Source organism: Marivita sp. NO-S04 (assembly GCF_059070475.1).
This window is the reverse complement of record NZ_CM180980.1, coordinates 1,926,569-1,945,249: the sequence shown is the minus strand read 5'-3', so window position 1 is coordinate 1,945,249 and position 18,681 is coordinate 1,926,569. Positions and strand designations below refer to the sequence as shown.

General features: G+C 59.3%; 19 protein-coding genes. 10 read left to right on the top strand and 9 right to left on the bottom strand.

Annotation, left to right across the window (positions count from 1 at the left end):
- Positions 1 to 34 precede the first annotated feature (34 nt).
- The 4 genes from obgE (at position 35) to ACK3EW_RS10105 (ending at position 4,668) form a co-directional block, all read left to right on the top strand.
- Positions 35 to 1,069, top strand: a complete 1,035-nt coding sequence (gene obgE / locus ACK3EW_RS10120) for a GTPase ObgE (protein ID WP_439120273.1) — start codon at positions 35 to 37, stop codon at positions 1,067 to 1,069.
- Positions 1,057 to 2,163, top strand: coding sequence for a glutamate 5-kinase (proB, locus tag ACK3EW_RS10115; RefSeq protein WP_493809462.1), 1,107 nt, complete (start codon positions 1,057 to 1,059; stop codon positions 2,161 to 2,163). Before obgE ends, proB begins: the two co-directional genes overlap by 13 nt.
- A gap of 55 nt (positions 2,164 to 2,218) precedes the next feature.
- The gene (locus ACK3EW_RS10110; protein WP_493809461.1) at positions 2,219 to 3,484 is read left to right on the top strand and encodes a glutamate-5-semialdehyde dehydrogenase; all 1,266 of its coding nucleotides are present in this window, start codon (positions 2,219 to 2,221) and stop codon (positions 3,482 to 3,484) included.
- A 119-nt stretch (positions 3,485 to 3,603) separates the two neighbouring features.
- Complete coding sequence (locus tag ACK3EW_RS10105) at positions 3,604 to 4,668, top strand: ABC transporter ATP-binding protein (protein ID WP_493809719.1); 1,065 nt, start codon at positions 3,604 to 3,606, stop codon at positions 4,666 to 4,668.
- Here the strand turns inward: ACK3EW_RS10105 and ACK3EW_RS10100 are convergent.
- The 3 genes from ACK3EW_RS10100 to ACK3EW_RS10090 form a co-directional block, all read right to left on the bottom strand.
- Positions 4,665 to 5,726: a flagellar motor switch protein FliG gene (locus tag ACK3EW_RS10100; RefSeq protein ID WP_493809460.1), complete on the bottom strand. Its 1,062-nt coding sequence runs from the start codon at positions 5,724 to 5,726 to the stop codon at positions 4,665 to 4,667. The two genes, ACK3EW_RS10105 and ACK3EW_RS10100, sit on opposite strands and share 4 nt — an antisense overlap.
- Positions 5,727 to 5,873: 147 nt before the next feature.
- A complete protein-coding gene (locus tag ACK3EW_RS10095; RefSeq protein ID WP_439120269.1) occupies positions 5,874 to 6,035 on the bottom strand; it encodes a carbohydrate-binding module family 14 protein in 162 nt (53 codons plus the stop codon).
- 68 nt (positions 6,036 to 6,103) lie between these two features.
- On the bottom strand, positions 6,104 to 6,532 hold the full coding sequence (locus tag ACK3EW_RS10090; protein WP_493809459.1) for a DUF6314 family protein: 429 nt from the start codon (positions 6,530 to 6,532) through the stop codon (positions 6,104 to 6,106).
- A gap of 128 nt (positions 6,533 to 6,660) precedes the next feature.
- Here ACK3EW_RS10090 and purB point away from each other — a divergent pair, with 128 nt between their 5' ends.
- Entirely contained in the window at positions 6,661 to 7,965 is a 1,305-nt protein-coding gene (gene purB, locus ACK3EW_RS10085; RefSeq protein WP_493809458.1) for an adenylosuccinate lyase, read from the top strand.
- 53 nt (positions 7,966 to 8,018) lie between these two features.
- On the opposite strand, the gene ACK3EW_RS10080 is transcribed toward purB, so the two are convergent.
- From ACK3EW_RS10080 to ACK3EW_RS10065, 4 genes are all read right to left on the bottom strand, one after another.
- Positions 8,019 to 9,149 (bottom strand): saccharopine dehydrogenase family protein, encoded by a 1,131-nt coding sequence (locus ACK3EW_RS10080; RefSeq protein WP_493809457.1) that lies wholly within the window; start codon positions 9,147 to 9,149, stop codon positions 8,019 to 8,021.
- Positions 9,146 to 10,198: a saccharopine dehydrogenase gene (locus ACK3EW_RS10075; protein WP_493809456.1), complete on the bottom strand. Its 1,053-nt coding sequence runs from the start codon at positions 10,196 to 10,198 to the stop codon at positions 9,146 to 9,148. Before ACK3EW_RS10075 ends, ACK3EW_RS10080 begins: the two co-directional genes overlap by 4 nt.
- A gap of 182 nt (positions 10,199 to 10,380) precedes the next feature.
- Positions 10,381 to 11,040, bottom strand: coding sequence for a histidine phosphatase family protein (locus tag ACK3EW_RS10070; protein WP_493809455.1), 660 nt, complete (start codon positions 11,038 to 11,040; stop codon positions 10,381 to 10,383).
- Positions 11,041 to 11,114: 74 nt separating this feature from the next.
- Positions 11,115 to 11,429 carry a DUF1476 domain-containing protein gene (locus ACK3EW_RS10065; protein ID WP_493809454.1) on the bottom strand — a complete coding sequence of 105 codons (315 nt, stop codon included), beginning with the start codon at positions 11,427 to 11,429 and terminating at the stop codon, positions 11,115 to 11,117.
- Positions 11,430 to 11,627: 198 nt separating this feature from the next.
- On the opposite strand from ACK3EW_RS10065, the gene purC reads away from it, so the two are divergent.
- The 5 genes from purC (at position 11,628) to ACK3EW_RS10040 (ending at position 16,546) form a co-directional block, all read left to right on the top strand.
- Positions 11,628 to 12,389 (top strand): phosphoribosylaminoimidazolesuccinocarboxamide synthase, encoded by a 762-nt coding sequence (gene purC, locus ACK3EW_RS10060; protein ID WP_085631071.1) that lies wholly within the window; start codon positions 11,628 to 11,630, stop codon positions 12,387 to 12,389.
- A gap of 87 nt (positions 12,390 to 12,476) precedes the next feature.
- A complete protein-coding gene (gene purS / locus ACK3EW_RS10055) occupies positions 12,477 to 12,707 on the top strand; it encodes a phosphoribosylformylglycinamidine synthase subunit PurS (protein ID WP_292267696.1) in 231 nt (76 codons plus the stop codon).
- Positions 12,707 to 13,375, top strand: coding sequence for a phosphoribosylformylglycinamidine synthase subunit PurQ (purQ, locus tag ACK3EW_RS10050; protein ID WP_493809453.1), 669 nt, complete (start codon positions 12,707 to 12,709; stop codon positions 13,373 to 13,375). Before purS ends, purQ begins: the two co-directional genes overlap by 1 nt.
- Positions 13,376 to 13,463: 88 nt before the next feature.
- On the top strand, positions 13,464 to 15,206 hold the full coding sequence (locus ACK3EW_RS10045) for a sensor histidine kinase (RefSeq protein ID WP_493809452.1): 1,743 nt from the start codon (positions 13,464 to 13,466) through the stop codon (positions 15,204 to 15,206).
- Between the two features lie 5 nt (positions 15,207 to 15,211).
- The gene (locus ACK3EW_RS10040) at positions 15,212 to 16,546 is read left to right on the top strand and encodes a sigma-54-dependent transcriptional regulator (protein WP_493809451.1); all 1,335 of its coding nucleotides are present in this window, start codon (positions 15,212 to 15,214) and stop codon (positions 16,544 to 16,546) included.
- Positions 16,547 to 16,600: 54 nt separating this feature from the next.
- On the opposite strand, the gene ocd is transcribed toward ACK3EW_RS10040, so the two are convergent.
- Both ocd and rocF read right to left on the bottom strand, forming a co-directional pair.
- The gene (ocd, locus tag ACK3EW_RS10035; RefSeq protein ID WP_493809450.1) at positions 16,601 to 17,644 is read right to left on the bottom strand and encodes an ornithine cyclodeaminase; all 1,044 of its coding nucleotides are present in this window, start codon (positions 17,642 to 17,644) and stop codon (positions 16,601 to 16,603) included.
- A 10-nt stretch (positions 17,645 to 17,654) separates the two neighbouring features.
- Positions 17,655 to 18,578: an arginase gene (gene rocF / locus ACK3EW_RS10030; RefSeq protein ID WP_493809449.1), complete on the bottom strand. Its 924-nt coding sequence runs from the start codon at positions 18,576 to 18,578 to the stop codon at positions 17,655 to 17,657.
- Positions 18,579 to 18,681 lie beyond the last annotated feature (103 nt).

The following is an 18,681-nucleotide window of genomic DNA, read 5'->3' as shown; positions in this document are numbered from 1 at the left end:
TAGACCGCGCACAGGCTCGATCAAAGGCTAACACATGAAGTTCCTCGACCTCTGCAAAGTCTATATCCGCTCCGGTTCGGGCGGTAATGGCAGCATCAGTTTCCGCCGCGAAAAATTCATAGAATTTGGCGGTCCCGACGGCGGCGATGGCGGCGGCGGCGGCGATGTCTGGGCCGAAGCTGTCGACGGGCTGAACACGCTGATCGACTTCCGCTATCAACAGCATTTCTTCGCCGACAATGGCCGGCCCGGTGCCGGACGGCAACGCACGGGTGCGGATGGTGCTGACATCGTGCTCAAGGTGCCTGTCGGAACCGAGATCCTCGACGAGGATGAAGAAACCGTGATCGCAGACATGACCGAACTGGGTCAGCGCGTCTTGTTGGCCAAAGGTGGCAATGGGGGCTGGGGCAACCTGCGCTTCAAAACGTCCACCAACCAAGCGCCACGACGGTCCAACCCGGGTCAGGAAGGGGTCGAACGCACAATTTGGCTCCGGCTTAAACTGATCGCGGATGTGGGCCTCTTGGGTCTGCCCAATGCAGGCAAATCAACGTTCCTTGCGGCCACGTCCAACGCGCGCCCCAAGGTTGCCGATTATCCGTTTACCACACTGCATCCCAATCTGGGTGTGGTCGGTGTCGATGACGCGGAATTCGTTGTGGCCGACATTCCCGGCCTGATCGAAGGCGCACACGAGGGCAGGGGGCTGGGAGATCTGTTCCTTGGCCACGTGGAACGCTGCGCTGCGCTTTTGCATCTGGTGGATGGCACCTCCGGCACGCTGCTTGAGGATTATCAGACCATCATCGACGAGATCGAGGCCTATGGCGAAGGTCTGGCTGATAAGCCACGGATTACCGCGCTCAACAAGATCGACGCGCTGGATGACGAAGAACGCGCGTTTCTGAAGGAAGAACTCGAACGCAAGGCTGGCCATGAGGTGATGCTCATGTCCGGTGTGTCCAAAGAAGGCCTGACCGAAGTGCTTCGTGCCCTGCGCCAGCATGTCAAAACAACGCGCGTCCGCGAACAGGCAACCGAGGAGGCCGAACCGTGGCGTCCCTAGGCGATGCGCGCCGACTGGTTGTCAAAATCGGCTCGGCGCTTCTGGTCGACAAGGCCAAAGGCACATTGCGCCGTGAGTGGCTGAATACACTGGCTGAAGACGTGGCGCGGATCAAAGCGCGTGGAACCGATGTGATCCTCGTATCCTCGGGTTCCATCGCTTTGGGGCGGGGTGTCTTGGGCTTGCCGCTGACCGTGCTTCCCTTGGAGCAATCGCAAGCTGCCGCAGCCGTCGGGCAAATCCGTCTTGCCCGAGCCTATGAAGAAGTGCTTGCACCGCATGGCGTGACCACCGCACAGGTGCTTGTCACTCTGGAAGACAGCACCGACCGCCGCCGCTATCTCAACAGCCGCGCGACACTGGAATCGCTGATCGGGTTCGGCGTGGTTCCCATCGTCAACGAAAACGACACCGTTGCGACCGATGAAATCCGATACGGCGACAATGACCGTCTTGCGGCACAGGTCGCAGCCACCGTGGGCGCGGACCAGTTGGTCCTGCTCTCGGATGTGGACGGGTTCTATAGCGCCAACCCCCATATCGATCCTACAGCCGAGTTCTTTCCGGTGATCGACGCAATCACGCCCGAGATCGAGGCAATGGCAGGCGACGCCGGATCGGGTCTGTCCAAAGGCGGTATGAAGACCAAGGTGATGGCGGCCAAAACCGCCACGGCGTCGGGCTGTGCCATGGCAATCACCGAAGGGTCCCGCCTGCATCCGCTCAAGGCGCTGGAAGAGGGCGCGCGGGTGACGTGGTTCACACCGCAGCTTGATCCTCATGCGGCCCGCAAGCGTTGGATTTTGGCGATGAAACCCCAAGGCGCGCTGATTGTAGATGACGGTGCCGCACGGGCGCTTCAGCGTGGGACATCGCTTTTGCCGCCGGGCATCGTAACGGTCAGCGGCAGCTTCGGGCGGGGCGATCCCGTGACGATTAAGGATGCAAGCGGACGCGAGTTGGGCATGGGGCTCAGCCGTTACACCGCATCCGAGGCGCAGGCGATCAAAGGGCACAATTCCGCAGAGATTGAGGAAATTCTGGGCTATCCAGGCCGCGCCGTGGTAATACATCGCGACGATATGGCGATCTGATCTGCTTCTTCTTTTCAAAAAACATGCATGTCCGACTTTCGAAAAGGCTGTACCGATGAAAGATCTCACCGACATCCCCGCGCTGATGCAGGACATCGGCGTTCGCGCCAAAGCAGCCGCACGGGAACTGGCTTTTGCATCTGCCGAGCGCAAGCACGCCGCGTTGATTGGCGCGGCGGAGGCCGTCTGGAAGAACCGTGCGGCCATAGTCGAGGCCAACGCCAAAGACCTTGAATACGGCCGCGAAAAGGGTCTGAGCGACGCGATGATGGACAGGCTTCTGCTCAATGAAGACCGCATTCGCGGTATCGTGGACGGCCTGCGCGCCGTGGCAGAGCAGACCGATCCCGTGGGTGCCGTCATTACCGAATGGGACCGTCCCTCTGGTCTTCACATCAAACGGGTGCGCACGCCCTTGGGTGTGATCGGCGTGATCTACGAATCTCGCCCCAATGTGACTGCAGACGCAGGCGCGCTGTGCCTCAAGGCCGGGAATGCGGTGATCTTGCGCGGCGGCTCGGAAAGCTTCCATTCGTCCAGTGCGATCCATGCCTGCCTTGTGGATGGCGTGGTCAAGGCGGGCCTGCCCGAAGACGCGATCCAACTTGTTCCCACCCGTGACCGCGCGGCTGTAAGCGAAATGCTCACCATGACTGACTATATCGATGTGATCGTGCCCCGTGGTGGAAAAGGTCTGGTTGGTCTTGTCCAGCGCGAAGCGCGCGTTCCGGTCTTTGCCCATCTCGAAGGCATCGTTCATATCTATGTCGACAAGGATGCAGACCCCGTCAAAGCGTTGAACGTCATCCTGAACGCCAAGACCCGTCGCACCGGCATTTGCGGTGCAGCTGAATGTTTGCTGATTCACAAGGATGTTGTCGACACGATCGGGCAGGGTGTCATCAAGGCGCTGCTGAATGCCGGTGTCGAAGTGCGCGCGGATGAAACGCTGCGCGCCATTGAGGGCACCGTTGCGGCGAGCGACATGGATTGGGGCTGCGAATATCTCGACAGCATCATCGCGGCCAAGGTGGTCGATGATCTTGATGCCGCCATCGATCACATCAACACCTACAGTTCCAACCACACCGATTGCATCCTGACCGAGGACGATGCGGCTGCCGCCAAGTTCTTCGAACGGATTGATAGTGCCATCCTGATGCGCAACGCCTCGACCCAGTTTGCCGATGGCGGAGAGTTCGGCATGGGGGCCGAGATTGGTATCGCCACGGGCAAGATGCATGCGCGTGGACCCGTTGGGGCCGAGCAGTTGACCAGTTTCAAATACATCGTTGTCGGTGACGGCACGACGCGGGCCTGAGGGGTTGCCGTTGCTTAATCTGGCTGCTACCTGACATGGGCTAATCCGATACTTTTACTCGGAAAACTCATGAGGCAGCAGTGACCGGCACCCATCCCCGGCTCGAAATCCGAAATATCATGCGCGACTATGACGGAAAGCGCGTGGTGGATAACGTGTCTTTGATGCTTCAGCCCGGCAATGTGACTTGCCTGCTTGGCCCGTCTGGCTGTGGGAAGTCGACGACGCTGCGGATCATTGCCGGGGTCGACATGCAGACCAGCGGAACGATCCACGTGGATGGTAATCTGATCTGCGATACGGTTTATCGGGTTCCTCCTGAACGTCGTTCTATCGGTCTGATCTTTCAGGATTTTGCACTGTTCCCGCACCTTACTGCAGGTGACAATGTCGGGTTCGGCCTGACCGGATCGCGCAAGGACAAACTGCCCCGTGTGGGCGAATTGCTGGAACGGGTGGGCCTGTCGCATTACATCAACGAATACCCCCACCAGCTATCGGGTGGTGAGCAGCAGCGTGTGGCTTTGGCCCGTGCAATTGCGCCGCGCCCGTCGATCATGCTGATGGACGAGCCGTTCTCGGGCCTCGACAACCGACTGCGCGACGGCATTCGAGATGAAACGCTGGCGCTGCTCAAGGACGAAGGTACATCGGTCCTTCTGGTCACGCATGAACCCGAAGAGGCGATGCGCATGGCCGACGAGATCGCGCTGATGCGGGATGGCAAGATCGTGCAGCGTGGGGCACCTTACAACATCTACAATGCCCCTGCGGACAAGGCAGCGGTTGCGTTTTTCTCGGACATCAATCTGCTGACAAGCACGGTTCGCGGTGCGCTGACCGACACGCCGTTCGGGCAGTTCCTTGCCCCGGGTGTGCCGGATGGCGGACAGGTCGAGATTGTGTTCCGCCCGCAGCATGTGGGTATCGACTTTGACAGAGACGGGCGCGGGCCGAACCCTACGCCCCTTGCTGGTACACCAGCGCGCGGTGTGGTGGAACGGGCGCGCTTCATGGGGTCGGAAAGCCTTGTGGAATTCCGGATGGATTACGATCAAGGTATCATTCGTGCCACTGTCCCGAATGTCTTCTTACCAAAGCCGGGAACCGTAATGTGGTTGACCGTGCGGCGGGACAGATGTTTCGTGTTCCGCAAAGACAGTGGGTCGGTGATCAAAACCTAGTCTTCGGCGTCAGTGGGCATTTGCAAGACAATCTCGCCACTGTCGGCAAGGGCACGAATAGCCCGGACCACAGTGTTCATGGCAGCCTCTGCGTCTTTCGGCGTTACTGCGGCCATATCCTCACTCATTTCACGAAGACCGTCCGACAATCTTTTGGAAATATTTGATAATATGAACTCGACGCTTCGCCGGTCGACGTCGTCAATCGCCCCGGAGATAACCTTTGCCAACGTCTCTTGATCGACATCTCGGGTAATCTTGGGCACGTCGATTGCAGTCATCCGGTCAGCGATATGGGCAAAGGTGAAAATGGATTTGCGTACCTGCTCGGCAAAGCCCTTGTCCTCTTCGTCGAGTGCGTTCAGCAATTGATCACGGGTCGTGGCGCGTGAAAAATTGAGAATGGCACCAACCCGTTCAGATGGTTGATTGCGAAACGCCTTGGGCGGTTCTGCATCAAGCTGTGCCGCAAGACTGAGACCGATCCGTTCCACGGCATCAGGGGTTACGGCATCCGTCATCGACATTGCATAGGTGATCCGGCGGGCGACGTCGCCCGGTAGGGTGCTGAGCAAGTCGGCGGCTTTGGACACATCCAGCTTTGACACCATAACGGCGGCCACCTGCGTGGATTCGGATGTGACAAAGGTCTGAAGCCGGGCCACAGGAAGAGCGGCAAGGCGCTGCCACGGATCGCCGATCTGCCTGACCCCCGCCTCCTTGCGCAGTCGTGCCGCGGTTTGCGCGCTAATCTTGCCGTCCAGTGCCGAAAGAGCACCTGCGATATCGCCTGGAAAGGACAGACCAATGGAGTCCAGCTCCTCAGAGAATTCGGCAATCACTGCGTGCATCGTGGCCCGGTCGATATAGCGCATTTCCCCCAAAAGCTGCGTCAGTTGGATTTGCAGATCCTCGGGCAATGCCGTTAGCGGCACGTTGGCCCCTTCCTTGAGGATAAATTGAACAACAATTGCCGCCTTGGCCCGGCGTGTCAGTCGGGACATCGGCGCCACCGGAGTACCCGCACCAGAACGGGCCAGCGTGGTCAGTTGGGTCATGCACCTTACTCCATCCAGGAGACGAAGGATTACGAGGGTAAGGTTAAGAAACTGTCAGCAGCAGCAAGCAGGAAGAACCGTCAGAGACCGTGCGCATAAAAAAGACGGCCAGTGAGGCCGCCTTCTGGTCGTCGTCGAGGTTCGAAATCAGCCCGTGACAACCTTGCAGGTGTTTGTTTCTGCGTCATAGACGGTGCCGCTGGTGCAGGTCATCGTAACCTGTTCCTTGCCCCAATCGCATTGAGCAAAGGTCGCGGTTGCACTTGCAATCATCAGCGCCGATGTGGTCAGAAGTGTCTTGATGGTCATCAGTCATTCTCCTGTTGTTGAGTACTGCAAAGCTAGCAGGCTTTCCCGATTTGGCAAAATATTAAGGGCTACCCCGCCAAAGGCCGAAAGCTGTTGATCATTTTGTAGGCTTTGCGCGGGCCGGACACGTCCCATGTGCTCTGCCAGACAGGCCAAGCGCTGAAGTCATAACAGACGCGGTAGGTGTCGGGATCACACCAATGGGTGGCACTTTGTGTGGTACTTCCGAAGCTGTGAAAGAACCTCCCGTCGTCGAACTCGATGATCAACTGCCCGTCTTCTTCGCGCCAGTGATAGCGACGTTCGGCTGTCATGGGCGGGTGTCCGGGAAGCGACAAACTGCCTGTTTCGCGATAGGCAAGGCCACGCCCAACGCGTGTGAACACCGCTGTGCCCTCGAAGTGACCAATTGATCCGGCACGATGATCGACGATCCGCCGGGACAACGCCCAGTCACCTTCGAAATCGCCAAGCTGTGGCGCGGTTTGGGTCTTCACGTCCGGTGCCCGAGCAGTACGGTCAGGGCAAAGCGTCTCATTCCGGTTGGCCTCTCTTGTCGCGCACCGGTCCGCAGTCTAGGAGAGCGACAAATTTCCGCAAGCCAACCGATGAAAGGATCGCGTTCATGATCCCCCGTTATTCCCGTCCTGACATGGTGTCCATCTGGGAACCTGCGACCAAGTTCCGCATCTGGTACGAGATCGAGGCCCACGCGTGCGACGCGATGGCCGATCTGGGTGTGATCCCCCGCGAAAACGCTGAAGCGGTCTGGAAGGCCAAGGATGTCGAGTTCGATGTCGCCCGTATCGACGAGATCGAAGCAGTGACCAAACACGATGTGATCGCGTTCCTGACCCATCTGGCAGAACATGTCGGATCGGAAGAGGCGAGATTCGTGCATCAGGGCATGACATCTTCGGATGTGCTCGACACCTGTTTCAACGTGCAGCTTGTCCGTGCGTCCGACCTTCTGATCAAGGATTTGGAAGACCTGCTGGCAGCCCTCAAGCGCCGCGCCTACGAGCACAAAGACACGGTGCGCATCGGCCGGTCACATGGCATCCATGCGGAACCGACGACAATGGGCCTGACCTTTGCCCGCTTTTACGCCGAGATGGACCGCAACCTAAGCCGGATGCGCGATGCCCGCGCCGAGATCGCCACAGGCGCGATTTCCGGTGCTGTCGGCACCTTTGCCAATATTGACCCCGCCGTCGAGGAACATGTCTGCGACAAGCTGGGCCTCGTGCCGGAACCGATCAGCACGCAAGTCATCCCACGCGACCGCCATGCGGCGTTCTTTGCCACCTTGGGAGTGATCGCCAGCAGCATCGAGAACGTCGCCATCGAAATCCGCCACATGCAGCGCACCGAAGTGCTTGAAGGGGCGGAGTTTTTCTCGATGGGGCAGAAGGGGTCTTCTGCCATGCCGCACAAAAAGAACCCGGTCCTGACTGAGAACCTGACGGGGCTTGCCCGCATGGTGCGCGCTGCCGTGATCCCTGCGTTGGAGAACGTGGCACTTTGGCATGAGCGCGATATCTCGCACTCGTCGGTTGAACGAATGATTGGGCCTGATGCCACAATCACGTTGGATTTTGCTTTGGCCCGACTGACGGGTGTGATCGACAAGATGCTGATCTTCCCGGAAAACATGCTGGACAACATGAACAAATTTCCGGGGCTGGTGATGTCGCAGCGGGTACTGCTTGCGCTGACCCAAGCCGGTGTCAGCCGCGAAGACGCCTATACGTTTGTACAGCGCAATGCGTTGAAGGTTTGGGAACACCGGACCGATTTCAAACAAGAGCTGCTGAACGACCCGGATGTGGTCAAAGCGCTCAGCCCAGAGCAGATCGAAGAGAAATTCGATCTTGGCTACCACACCAAACATGTCGACACGATCTTCGCCCGCGTTTTTGGCGAGTAAGTGCACCCAAGGGCTTTGAAGTGTTGGCAAGGCGCTTCAAAGCGCCTTGCCGCTTAGCTCAGATGGTCCACCACCATAAGATGCTGCGCCAGCGTCTGAACTTCCTCCAACCAACGCTCTACCAGTCGAGGATCATGGGGCGCCGGGCTGACCCCCGCCGGGATTTCGCGATTGAGCACGGCTTCGATGGCCAAAGACACCGGCACTGACACCAGCCGCGCCATCGCTGTTCCGCGCGCATCGCCCCACGCATCCATCACATACGTCTTGTGCCACAAGGAGCGACCGTCTTTCTCGGCCAGCAGATCGACGCAAAGAACCACGCGATCCGGCTCGTCGGGGCCGTAGGCGTTCTGCTCCAGAAGCTCTGCCGCCATTTCGGCCAGCCGGTCATCACTCGCCGTCCCAACCTCAGAAAAGATATCCGCCCATGCATTGGCCCACCCGTTCAGACGCAGCGTGCCGCGCACGAATTCTTTGACCTGCCAAGTGGGTTCGAACCGGTAATCCGCCATGAACGGCAGGCTGTCGCGGTTTGGATAGACCTCGAAGGCCTCAGGCTGCGGCAACGGCGCGTCATAGCGGGTGATCGCGTCCCAAGGACGTTTGACCTCCAGTTCTGTGTAATGTCGGATCGACTTTGATGGCGACCGCAACGCTTTCAGAACACCCACGGGCGCCCAGCTGAACTTGTAGCGAAACGCATTGGCAACCTTTGGGACGCCACCACAGTAAGATTTGAAAGAAATAACATTTTCAGCATCATACGCGGCACTCTTACGGTAATCTGCAACCAGATGATGCGCCATCAGATGGTCAATGCCCGGGTCCAGCCCAACTTCGTTTACCAGCGCCACCCCGGCCATTTTGGCAGCAATGTCAAGCGCGCGCATCTCGGGCGCGATATAAGAGGACGACACAAAATGCGCACCCCGGTCGATGGCCATCTGCGCCAGTTGCACATGCCAGTCCCCCGGAAGCATCGACACCACCACATCGCCCGGTTTGACCGTATCGGCCAAGGCTGCCGGATCGAATACCCGGATATCGTCGATCAGGTCACCCACCGCCTTGCGGGCTTTCTCGACCGTGCGGTTCCATACCGTCACAGGCTGCCCGTCGTGGATCAACCGCCGTAGGCCGGGAACCGAAGACAGACCTGTGCCACACCAATGAACTGTCATGTTGTCACCTCCTGGATATGCGTGTCGAAATAGGTTTTCGCGCGACCCCAGACGCCTTGGTCAATCTCGGCAAGGGTCTTGAGATGCGCCAGAAGCTGGCCTGCGAAATCCTCGGAGGACTCGCGCGGCATCAATGAGGGCAGGTTGTCGATCGCCATCACATCCAGCGGTGGTGCATCACAAACCCGCAAGACGGGCGCATCCCAGCTTGTGACGCGGTCATAGACCTTGATCGGAGAAAAATCGCTGTCGGGATCGCAGGCTATGTCGCCAATCACCCGCAGGCTGCGCGACCTGTCGCACGCGTCGGACGGCACAAAGACCGGTGTGCCGGGGCGTGCCAAAATACAATTGAAAAACAGAGTGTGATCAAGCACTTCCGGGAAAGGGCCGCCATGGGCTGTTTCTGCCATATCCCACTTGGTTACCGGCAATCCAACCTCTTCGCACAAGTCACTGGCCCCGGTTCCGACCCGCCCAAGCGCGCCGATTACCATCGCGTTCGGCGTGGCTCCCGCAAGTGCGGTTTTCACATCGTCGCGCATCGCTTCGGACGACGGCCATGTGCAGACGGACGGGCAGGGCGCGCCTGCCAATTGTGCCGCATAAGCGAGGATCGACACGGCCGCTCCTGCATATCCCGCCCAATAGCCGAAAGCGGCAACCCGGCGGCCATCGGCGTTTTCCAGATATTCGAGGTCGTAAAGAACACCGCCACCCGCTTTGAACCGGGCGAGCAAACGCTGCCCCGGAGGCTGGCCTTTATAAGCGTGACCAAACATGATGTGCCGGTGGCGCAGCGCTATTCCATTATCCGGTAATTCTTTTAACCCGAAAATAATCGCATCCTCTGGCGCATCGATCCAACTGCCTTCCGGTACAATTGTGGCTCCGGCTTTTTCATATTCAGCCGTTGGAATGACGCGTGTGGGGCTGTCTTCTACAGTCACCTTAATGCCGTCAGCCAACAGGGCCGCGACGCCCTCGGGCAATACTCCCACGCGCTCTTCGTTTTCGCGACTTTCCGCGCGCACCCACAGATGGGTCATCCACGTCCCCTCATTCCGACTCGGTGCACCCTAGCCAGCGCAACCGGCGGACAAAAGCCCTGTCCCATGCTTCTTTGGGCTGAAAATACCTCCGCCGGAGGCAAATTCGAGGCCGCAATGCGCAGCGCGAGGACCGAGATAACCTGTGCGCGCGTCAGCGTGCTCATTTCCAACAGTCAGCGTCAGATATGCGTCTGGGCAAAAAGCCGTTCCGGCGTGTCCAGATGAGGTAGCGCGTTGAACTGGGAGAGGGCCAGTTGGCCCTCAAGCGGCAGCCACGAACTGACGGACGTGTTCTGAATGGACAGGCACACGTTACAGAAGGCGGGCATGTCCAATCCCAGTGTCAAACGCATCGCCATCCCGATCAGCCCGCCTGATGTCACGACAAGCGACCGGCCGGGCTGCGCGCTGATTTCTTCCAAAGCATCGCGTACCCGGTTTTCGAAATGGTCAAAAGGTTCTGGCGCCCCTTCAAGCTTGCCGTCCCGCCAATGACCGAACAGGCAGGGCAGATGGCGCACAAATCCTTCGCGATTGTTCGGCAGCGTGATCCCATGCTGATCCGCCAAAAGCTGCGAGAGCGTGAAATACTCCAACTCGTTCAGCCGTTCGTCGCGGGTGATGGCGCCCGTCGTATCGGCGGCGATTCCATCCGCTGTTTCTACATGACGGCGTAGCGTGCCGGTCCAGATATGGGCGAAGACATCACCTTTCTGGCGGAAATGGTCGCCCAGCCAGCCCGATTGCTGGTGGCCAAGCGGGCTCAAACGGTCGTAGTCACCCTCGTCGCGGGCGCCGGTATTGGCCTGTCCGTGGCGGACCAGAACGATATGCGACATGCGACCTCGGACTATACTAGGGCAAAAGAAAACGCGCCCGACAAGCGGGCGCGTGGTAGTCTTGATCCGAAGGATCAGACCTCCTTCATAAGCTGCGCTTTAGCTTCGATCAGCAGTTCCGCCATTTTGGCGCGAATCTCGTCGTCGCTGGCCTTGCCGCCAAGATCGCCGGATACTTTCCGAACCACGTCTTCATGCCCGGCTTCTTCGAAATCCGCCTTGACCACTTCCTTGGCGTATTCGGCGGCTGCGTCACCGGACTTGCCCATCAAATCAGCGGCCCAGAGACCCAGCAATTTGTTGCGGCGGGCTTCGGCTTTGAACTGCATTTCCGCATCGTGTGCGTATTTGTTCTCAAACGCGTTTTCGCGATCATCGAAGGTCGACATGAGGGTGCTCTCCCGGGGATGTGTTTCCTGTTGGCTTAGGTATGGCCCGACGCGACGGGCGGTTCAAGTCGTTGCGTTGCTTGCGGCACGACCCGGCATGCACTAAGAGGCACTCAACCGCAGCCGTTTTTTGCAAGTGTGGACGGTGATGCGCACTTCTTTTTCGTGCCATCCGGCGCATTGATAGAAAGACCCCACATGGCCCGTCGCAAGAAGATTTACGAAGGCAAAGCCAAGATCCTGTATGAAGGCCCCGAGCCGGGCACGATTGTCCAGTATTTCAAGGACGATGCGACGGCCTTCAACGCGGAGAAGCGCGATGTGATCGACGGCAAGGGCGTGCTCAACAATCGTCTGAGTGAGTTCTTTATGGTGGGCCTGAACTCTATCGGAGTCCCGACCCACTTTCTCAAACGTTTGAACATGCGCGAGCAATTGGTGCGCCAGTGCGAAATCATCCCGCTTGAGGTCATTGTGCGCAATTTTGCCGCTGGCACGATGGCCAAGCGTCTGGGGATCGAAGAAGGCACGCCGTTGCCGCGTCCGATTGTCGAGTATTGCTACAAGGACGACAAGCTGGGTGATCCGCTCGTCACCGAAGAGCATATCGCCGCCTTTGGCTGGGCCAGCCAGCAGGACATGGACGACATCCTGAGCCTTGCGCTGCGGGTCAACGATTTCATGTCTGGCTTGATGTACGGCGTGGGAATCAAATTGGTGGATTTCAAGATCGAAATCGGCCGCGTCTATGATGGCGATTTCCAGCGTCTCATCGTGGCAGACGAGATCAGCCCCGACAGCTGCCGTCTGTGGGACATCGAGACCGGGCGCAAGCTCGACAAGGACGTGTTCCGCCGCGATTTGGGCAATCTGGCCGATGCGTATACGGAAGTGGCCCGGCGTCTGGGTGTGATGCCGCAGAACGCGACGCCGATGGAAAAGCCGAAGCTGATCAACTGACACGGTGCCCGTGATGGGCGTCGTATTTGCATATTTGGAAAAAGAAGAAGGGGGACGGTCGCGCCCCCGGACAAGGCGGAGACGATCATGAAAGCACGGGTGCATGTGATGCTGAAGGACGGGGTGCTGGACCCGCAGGGCGAAGCGGTGCGGCACGCCCTTGGCGGGCTGGGCTTTGGCGGTGTCGACAAGGTGCGACAGGGCAAAGTGATCGAGCTTGATCTGGCCGATGGCACCTCTGAAGACACTGTGCGCGAGATGTGTGAAAAGCTGCTCGCGAACACGGTGATCGAAAGCTATCAGATCGAGATGAGCTGATGCGCGCGGCGGTAGTTGTATTTCCGGGTTCGAACTGCGACCGGGACTTGGCCGTGGCGTTCCGCGAGGCGGGATGTCAGGTCGAAATGGTCTGGCACAAGGACACCTCTTTGCCATCAGGGATCGACCTGATCGGCATTCCGGGCGGGTTCTCCTTTGGTGACTACCTGCGTTGCGGCGCGATTGCCGCCAACTCACCGATTTGTGCCGAGGTCAAAGCACATGCGGACCGTGGTGGGTTTGTTCTGGGCATTTGCAATGGATTTCAGGTCCTGACTGAAACCGGCCTGCTGCCGGGGGCCTTGCTGCGCAACGCTGGCCTCAAGTTCATTTGTCGCACAGAGCCTTTGACTGTGGGCACAGCAGAGAGCGTGTTTACAGGCGGCTATCAGGTTGGCCAACAGATCGACATTCCGATCGCGCATCACGATGGCAATTACATCGCGTCGGACGACGTCGTGGCGCAGCTTACGGATGAGGATCGTATCGCGTTCCGCTATGCCGATAATCCAAATGGATCGACTGCGGACATCGCCGGTATCCTGTCATCCAACCGGCGTGTGCTTGGCATGATGCCGCATCCAGAACGGGCGGCTGATGTAAAGCATGGCGGCACCGACGGCAAAGCCATGTTCACCTGCATCGCAAGCGCGCTTGCGGCGGTATAGTGCCTGTTGACGCATCCGTGACGCGGCGCCGCTTGAGAGGCGGTGTGGATTTGCATATCCTGCCACAATGGCCAAACGCGCTTCAGTGATGCGAGACACCACCCGGACAGGGTCTCTGTCCTGGCGGGTACGTGTTGCGTTGATGCTCTTGACGGCTGTTGCGGTCGCCACGGTCTTTGTCACCAACCGTTTTCTGACCGACCGATTCACCGAAAGCACCCGCAATCGCGCGGAGCTTCGACTGGCGCTCTATTCCGGCAACCTGGTGTCCGAGTTGCGGCGAAATGCGATCGTGCCGCAGCTGCTGGCCCGGGACCCCGCCCTGATCGGGGCGTTGAATTCCGGCGATTTCTCTCAAAGCTCGCAACGCCTGATCTCGTTTGTGGATGAGATCGGCGCGGCCTCTTTGATGCTGCTCGACCGCGATGGCCGTACCGTGGCGGCAACCAGTCGCGAACGCCTTGGCGAACAGCACCGCAGTGCGGGCTATTTCGTCGAAGCCCTTCGGTCCAATGCCACGGTCTTTACCTCGCAGCGCCAAGAGGTGGGCAGCTACAATTTCAGCTATTCCCGCCGCATCGAAAGTCAGGGCCAATCCATCGGCGTGATTGTGGTCGAGGTCGATCTTGCCAAGTTCGAACGCGCTTGGGCAGGGATTTCCGATGCGGTGCTCGTGACCAACAGCGAGGGAGAGATCATCCTTGCCACCGAGCCGCGTTGGCGTGGACAGACCGTGGCCACGGCGCTGGAACGCGAACCCGCAGACAGTGCTATCGAACGCGCGATCCGCGCCACCGCGGATTGGACCGCGCTGCCTGCGGATGCCTATTTTCAGGGTGAGGCGGTGATGCGCATCGAGGGCCGTATCCCGTTCCGGGGCTGGAACATGGTGTCTTTCACCACCTATTCCAGCGTGCGCGAACGGGTCAACGCGGTGCTGGCGCTCGAAATCATGGGATTCGCGATTCTGCTGGCGCTCGCCTTCTATGCGCTCAGCCGCAAGACGGCGTTGCGCATGGCGCTTTTCCAGCGCGAGTCGGCAGAGCTTCGCGCATTGAACCAGAGGCTGCAGCGGGAAATCGCCGAACGCGAACGCGTGCAGGAAACGCTTGCCGTGGCAGAACAGACGCTCGCTCAAAGCTCCAAACTCGCTGCTTTGGGCGAGATGTCGGCAGCGGTCAGTCACGAACTGAACCAGCCATTGGCAGCGATGAAGACCTACCTGGCGGGCGCCAAACTGTTGATGCGCCACAATCGAACCGAGGAGGCGCAGGCCGCGTTCAGCCGGATCGACGATCTGATTGAACGGATGGGGGGCATCACACGCCAGCTCAAGAGCTACGCACGAAAGGGCCAAGAGGCGTTTTCCCCAGTGAATATGGGCGATGCGCTGGCCTCCAGCCTGTCAATGATGGAACCGCAGCTGAAATCCCGCAAGGTTAAGATCACCAAAATTCTACCTGAAGATCGGGTGTTGGTGATGGGTGACCGGATGCGGATCGAGCAGGTGATGATCAACCTCCTGCGTAACGCGCTGGATGCCACCAAGACCGTCTCGGACCCGCAGCTTGAGATTATCCTCGCCAGTGGTGAGACCGCAACGCTCACCATTCGGGACAACGGGCACGGGATCGAAGACCTCGATGCGCTGTTCGAGCCATTCTACACCACCAAGCAAGCGGGTGATGGCGTGGGGCTGGGTCTTGCCATTTCCTCGGGGATCGTCAACGACCTTGGGGGACGGCTGCTGGCCCGCAACGCTGAAGGTGGTGGCGCGGTGTTCGAAATGCAGTTGCCGATATTGAACGACCAAACGCAGGCGGCGGAGTGACCCCTATGGGAAAAGCCATGAAGATTGCCATTGTCGACGACGAAAAGGACATGCGCCAGTCGATCAGCCAATGGCTGGCATTGTCGGGCTATGACACCGAAACCTTCGCCAGCGCCGAAGAGGCCCTTGGCACGCTTGGTGCGGATTATCCGGGCATCGTGATTTCCGACATCAAGATGCCGGGCATGGACGGCATCCAGCTGTTGCGCAAACTGATGGGATCGGATTCGGCGCTGCCGGTGATCATGATCACGGGACATGGCGACGTGCCGATGGCGGTGGAAGCGATGCGCATCGGGGCTTTTGATTTCCTCGAAAAGCCGTTCAATCCGGACCGTATGTCGGACTTGGCGAAGAAAGCCACTAACGCGCGCCGCCTTACGCTCGACAATCGGGCGCTGCGTCGCGAGCTGGGCGATGGTAGCCAGATGATGCGCAAGCTGATTGGGTCCAGCCCCGCAATGGAGCGGCTTCGTGAAGACATCTTGGATTTGGGGCAGGCCGATGGGCATGTGCTGATCGACGGTGAAACCGGCACAGGCAAGACATTGGTGGCGCATGCGCTGCACGCAGTGGGCAGCCGGGCTGGCAAGAAATTCGTTCTGATCTCTTGTGCGGCGATGGATCAGGACATGTTGATCCAGCGCTTGTTCGGTCCGATGTTGCCCGAGGACAATCGTTTGCCTGCGGTCGAAGAGGCCCGAGGTGGCACGCTTGTGCTGGAAGACATCGAGGCCTTGTCGGACGCCGCACAGGCGCGGTTGCTGACCATGATCAACGATCAGGGCACCCCGCCGGAAACCCGCATCGTCGCCATCTGCAACCTTCAGGACGAGGGGCGCACCTGCGAAGATGCGCTGCGCCCGGACCTCTATTATCGCCTCGCCGCGCTCAAGATTACTGCGCCGCCGCTGCGCAATCGGGGTGAGGATATCCTGACGTTGTTCACCGCTTTGGCCGATCAGTTCGCGGATGAATATGGGTGTGAAGCCCCGCAGGTCAGCGCGCAGGAAGCGGCGCAGTTGCTGCAAGCGCCATGGCCCGGAAATGTGCGGCAGCTGATCAACCTTGCGGAACGCGCGGTGCTGCAATCGCGTCGCGGAACGGGCACCATCGCATCGTTGCTGATGTCCGACCATGACGAGATGCAGCCGGTGATGACCACCGAAGGCAAGCCGCTCAAGGAATATGTCGAAGCATTTGAACGCATGTTGATTGACAACACCATGCGCCGCCATCGCGGTTCGATTGCGTCGGTGATGGACGAGCTGTGCCTGCCACGCCGAACGTTGAACGAAAAGATGGCCAAGTACGGCTTGCAGCGCTCCGATTACCTCTAGGCGGGCAAGCCCTTTCGAAAGGGCTTGGGACGGATTTTCGAAAATCCGTCCCGCTCACCCAGCGGCGCGCATCAGCATACCGTACAGATCCCGCGGATTGTCCGGGTCCGCCAACAAGTCCAGCGGCAGGTTCAACCCGGTTTCGAGGGTCAAGTCATGCACCACTCGCAGGGCCGAGAAATCCTCAATGGCAAAACCGACGCTGTCGAACAGCGTAATTTCGCGCGCATCGCGGCGGCCGGCTGCCGTGCCAGCGATCACTTGCCACAGCTCTGTCACCGGATGGTCTGCGTCCAACTGCTGGATCTCGCCCTCAATGCGGGTCTGTGGTGGGTATTCCACAAAAATCGATGATCGATGCAGAATGGCAGCGGCCAGTTCCGTCTTGCCTGGGCAGTCGCCGCCGATAGCGTTGATGTGCACGCCACTGCCGACCATGTTGTCTGTGAGGATCGTCGCGTATTGCTTGTCGGCGGTGCAGGTCGTCAGGATTTGTGCGCCTTCGATGGCCTCTTCGGCGGTTTTGCAGGACACAACAGACAACCCGGTGCCTGCGAGGTTTGCCGCGCATTTCAACGTCGCTGCGGGATCCTTGTCGTAAAGTCGCACTGTGTTGATACCGCAGATGGCCTGCATCGCGATGCTCTGGAACTCCGCCTGCGCGCCATTGCCAATCATTGCCATTGTGGTCGCGCCCTTGGGGGCAAGGTGCTTCGCGGCGACAGCTGACATCGCGGCGGTGCGCAGCGCGGTGAGCAGGGTCATTTCGGACAAAAGAACCGGGTAGCCCGTGTCCATATCCGCCAGCAGCCCAAAGGCCGTCACGGTCTGTAACCCCTCGGATGTGTTTTTGGGATGTCCATTCACGTATTTGAACGCGTAAAGCGTGTCATTCGCGGTGGGCATCAGTTCAATCACACCTACGGGGCTATGCGCTGCGACGCGGGGTGTTTTGTCGAAACTCTCCCAGCGTCGGAAATCCTCTTCGATAGCGTCGGCGATATGGCGGATCATTTCGGCTAACCCCACGCGATGCACAAGTTGCATCATGTGGTCGACGGATACAAACGGCACCAAAGCCTTGTCTGACGGTTGCATGCGGACCTCCTCAGATCATGCGCGGGGTGGGACGGTCAAAGATGCGGCGGCCCAGTGCGGACGCGGCAAGATCGACCATCAATTGCGCCGTGCGCCCGCGTTCGTCGAGCATCGGGTTCAGTTCCACCAGATCAAGCGAGGTCATCAGTCCGCTGTCGCACAGCATTTCCATCACCAGATGTGCTTCTCGCACCGTGGCGCCGCCGGGCACCGTGGTGCCCACGGCAGGCGCATAGGCCGGGTCGATAAAATCCACATCCAGCGATACATGCAGCGCGCCACCCGCCTTGGCGACATCCGCCAAAAACGGCTTGAGCAAGGCAGCCACACCGGATTCGTCGATGGCCCGCATGTCGTAGCCGCGCACACCTGTGCCCGCCATCAGCTCGCGTTCTGGCAGATCGACAGAGCGCAACCCGATGATGCAGGTTTGGCTGGGCGGCACGATGGCGGGCAGGGCAGGGAAGCCGTCAAACCCGCCTTGCCCGGTGGCGTAGGCCAGCGAAGTGCCGTGCAGGTTGCCTGAGGCTGTGGTTTCAAGCGTGTTGAAATCGCTATGCGCATCCAGCCACAGCACGAATTGCGGACGGCCCTCGGCTTCTGCATGCGCCGCAACGCCGGGCACGGTGCCCAGCGACAGCGCGTGATCGCCACCCAGAAAGATAGGCAACCCTTGCTGCATCGCATCCTGCGCCGTGCGCATCAAAGCCGTGGTCCAGCCGATGGTTTCCGACAAGTTTACCAAACCGTCCCGTTCGGCGATGTCATTGGCATCCGGCGCGACATTGCCCAGATCGGTGACGCGGTGCCCAAGTGCGGTCAAGGCGCTCGCGATCCCGGCTGTGCGGTAGGCGTCGGGGCCCATCAGGCAACCTTTGCTGGCCTTGCCGCAATCAAGCGGCGCGCCGACCAATACGATGTTTTGTGACTGCATCAATCCTGTCCTTATACTCTTTGAACGGGGTATAGAATGCAGATCGGGTAACCAGGAACTGGCCAAAGTGATCAATTTGAAATACTAATAATCACTTTGATAA

Bases quoted from the DNA above. Each gene is read 5' to 3' on its own strand.
- purC (WP_085631071.1), top strand. From the start codon at position 11,628: ATGGCCCGTCGCAAGAAGATTTACGAAGGCAAAGCCAAGATCCTGTAT.
- ACK3EW_RS10040 (WP_493809451.1), top strand. From the start codon at position 15,212: ATGGGAAAAGCCATGAAGATTGCCATTGTCGACGACGAAAAGGACATG.
- ocd (WP_493809450.1), bottom strand. From the start codon at position 17,644: ATGCAACCGTCAGACAAGGCTTTGGTGCCGTTTGTATCCGTCGACCAC.
- ACK3EW_RS10065 (WP_493809454.1), bottom strand. From the start codon at position 11,429: ATGTCGACCTTCGATGATCGCGAAAACGCGTTTGAGAACAAATACGCA.
- rocF (WP_493809449.1), bottom strand. From the start codon at position 18,578: ATGCAGTCACAAAACATCGTATTGGTCGGCGCGCCGCTTGATTGCGGC.
- ACK3EW_RS10095 (WP_439120269.1), bottom strand. From the start codon at position 6,035: ATGACCATCAAGACACTTCTGACCACATCGGCGCTGATGATTGCAAGT.
- ACK3EW_RS10075 (WP_493809456.1), bottom strand. From the start codon at position 10,198: ATGACCCATCTGTGGGTGCGCGCGGAAAGTCGCGAAAACGAAGAGCGC.
- purB (WP_493809458.1), top strand. From the start codon at position 6,661: ATGATCCCCCGTTATTCCCGTCCTGACATGGTGTCCATCTGGGAACCT.
- ACK3EW_RS10105 (WP_493809719.1), top strand. From the start codon at position 3,604: ATGCGCGACTATGACGGAAAGCGCGTGGTGGATAACGTGTCTTTGATG.
- ACK3EW_RS10070 (WP_493809455.1), bottom strand. From the start codon at position 11,040: ATGTCGCATATCGTTCTGGTCCGCCACGGACAGGCCAATACCGGCGCC.
- ACK3EW_RS10100 (WP_493809460.1), bottom strand. From the start codon at position 5,726: ATGACCCAACTGACCACGCTGGCCCGTTCTGGTGCGGGTACTCCGGTG.
- purS (WP_292267696.1), top strand. From the start codon at position 12,477: ATGAAAGCACGGGTGCATGTGATGCTGAAGGACGGGGTGCTGGACCCG.
- ACK3EW_RS10045 (WP_493809452.1), top strand. From the start codon at position 13,464: ATGCGAGACACCACCCGGACAGGGTCTCTGTCCTGGCGGGTACGTGTT.
- purQ (WP_493809453.1), top strand. From the start codon at position 12,707: ATGCGCGCGGCGGTAGTTGTATTTCCGGGTTCGAACTGCGACCGGGAC.
- ACK3EW_RS10110 (WP_493809461.1), top strand. From the start codon at position 2,219: ATGAAAGATCTCACCGACATCCCCGCGCTGATGCAGGACATCGGCGTT.
- obgE (WP_439120273.1), top strand. From the start codon at position 35: ATGAAGTTCCTCGACCTCTGCAAAGTCTATATCCGCTCCGGTTCGGGC.
- ACK3EW_RS10080 (WP_493809457.1), bottom strand. From the start codon at position 9,149: ATGACAGTTCATTGGTGTGGCACAGGTCTGTCTTCGGTTCCCGGCCTA.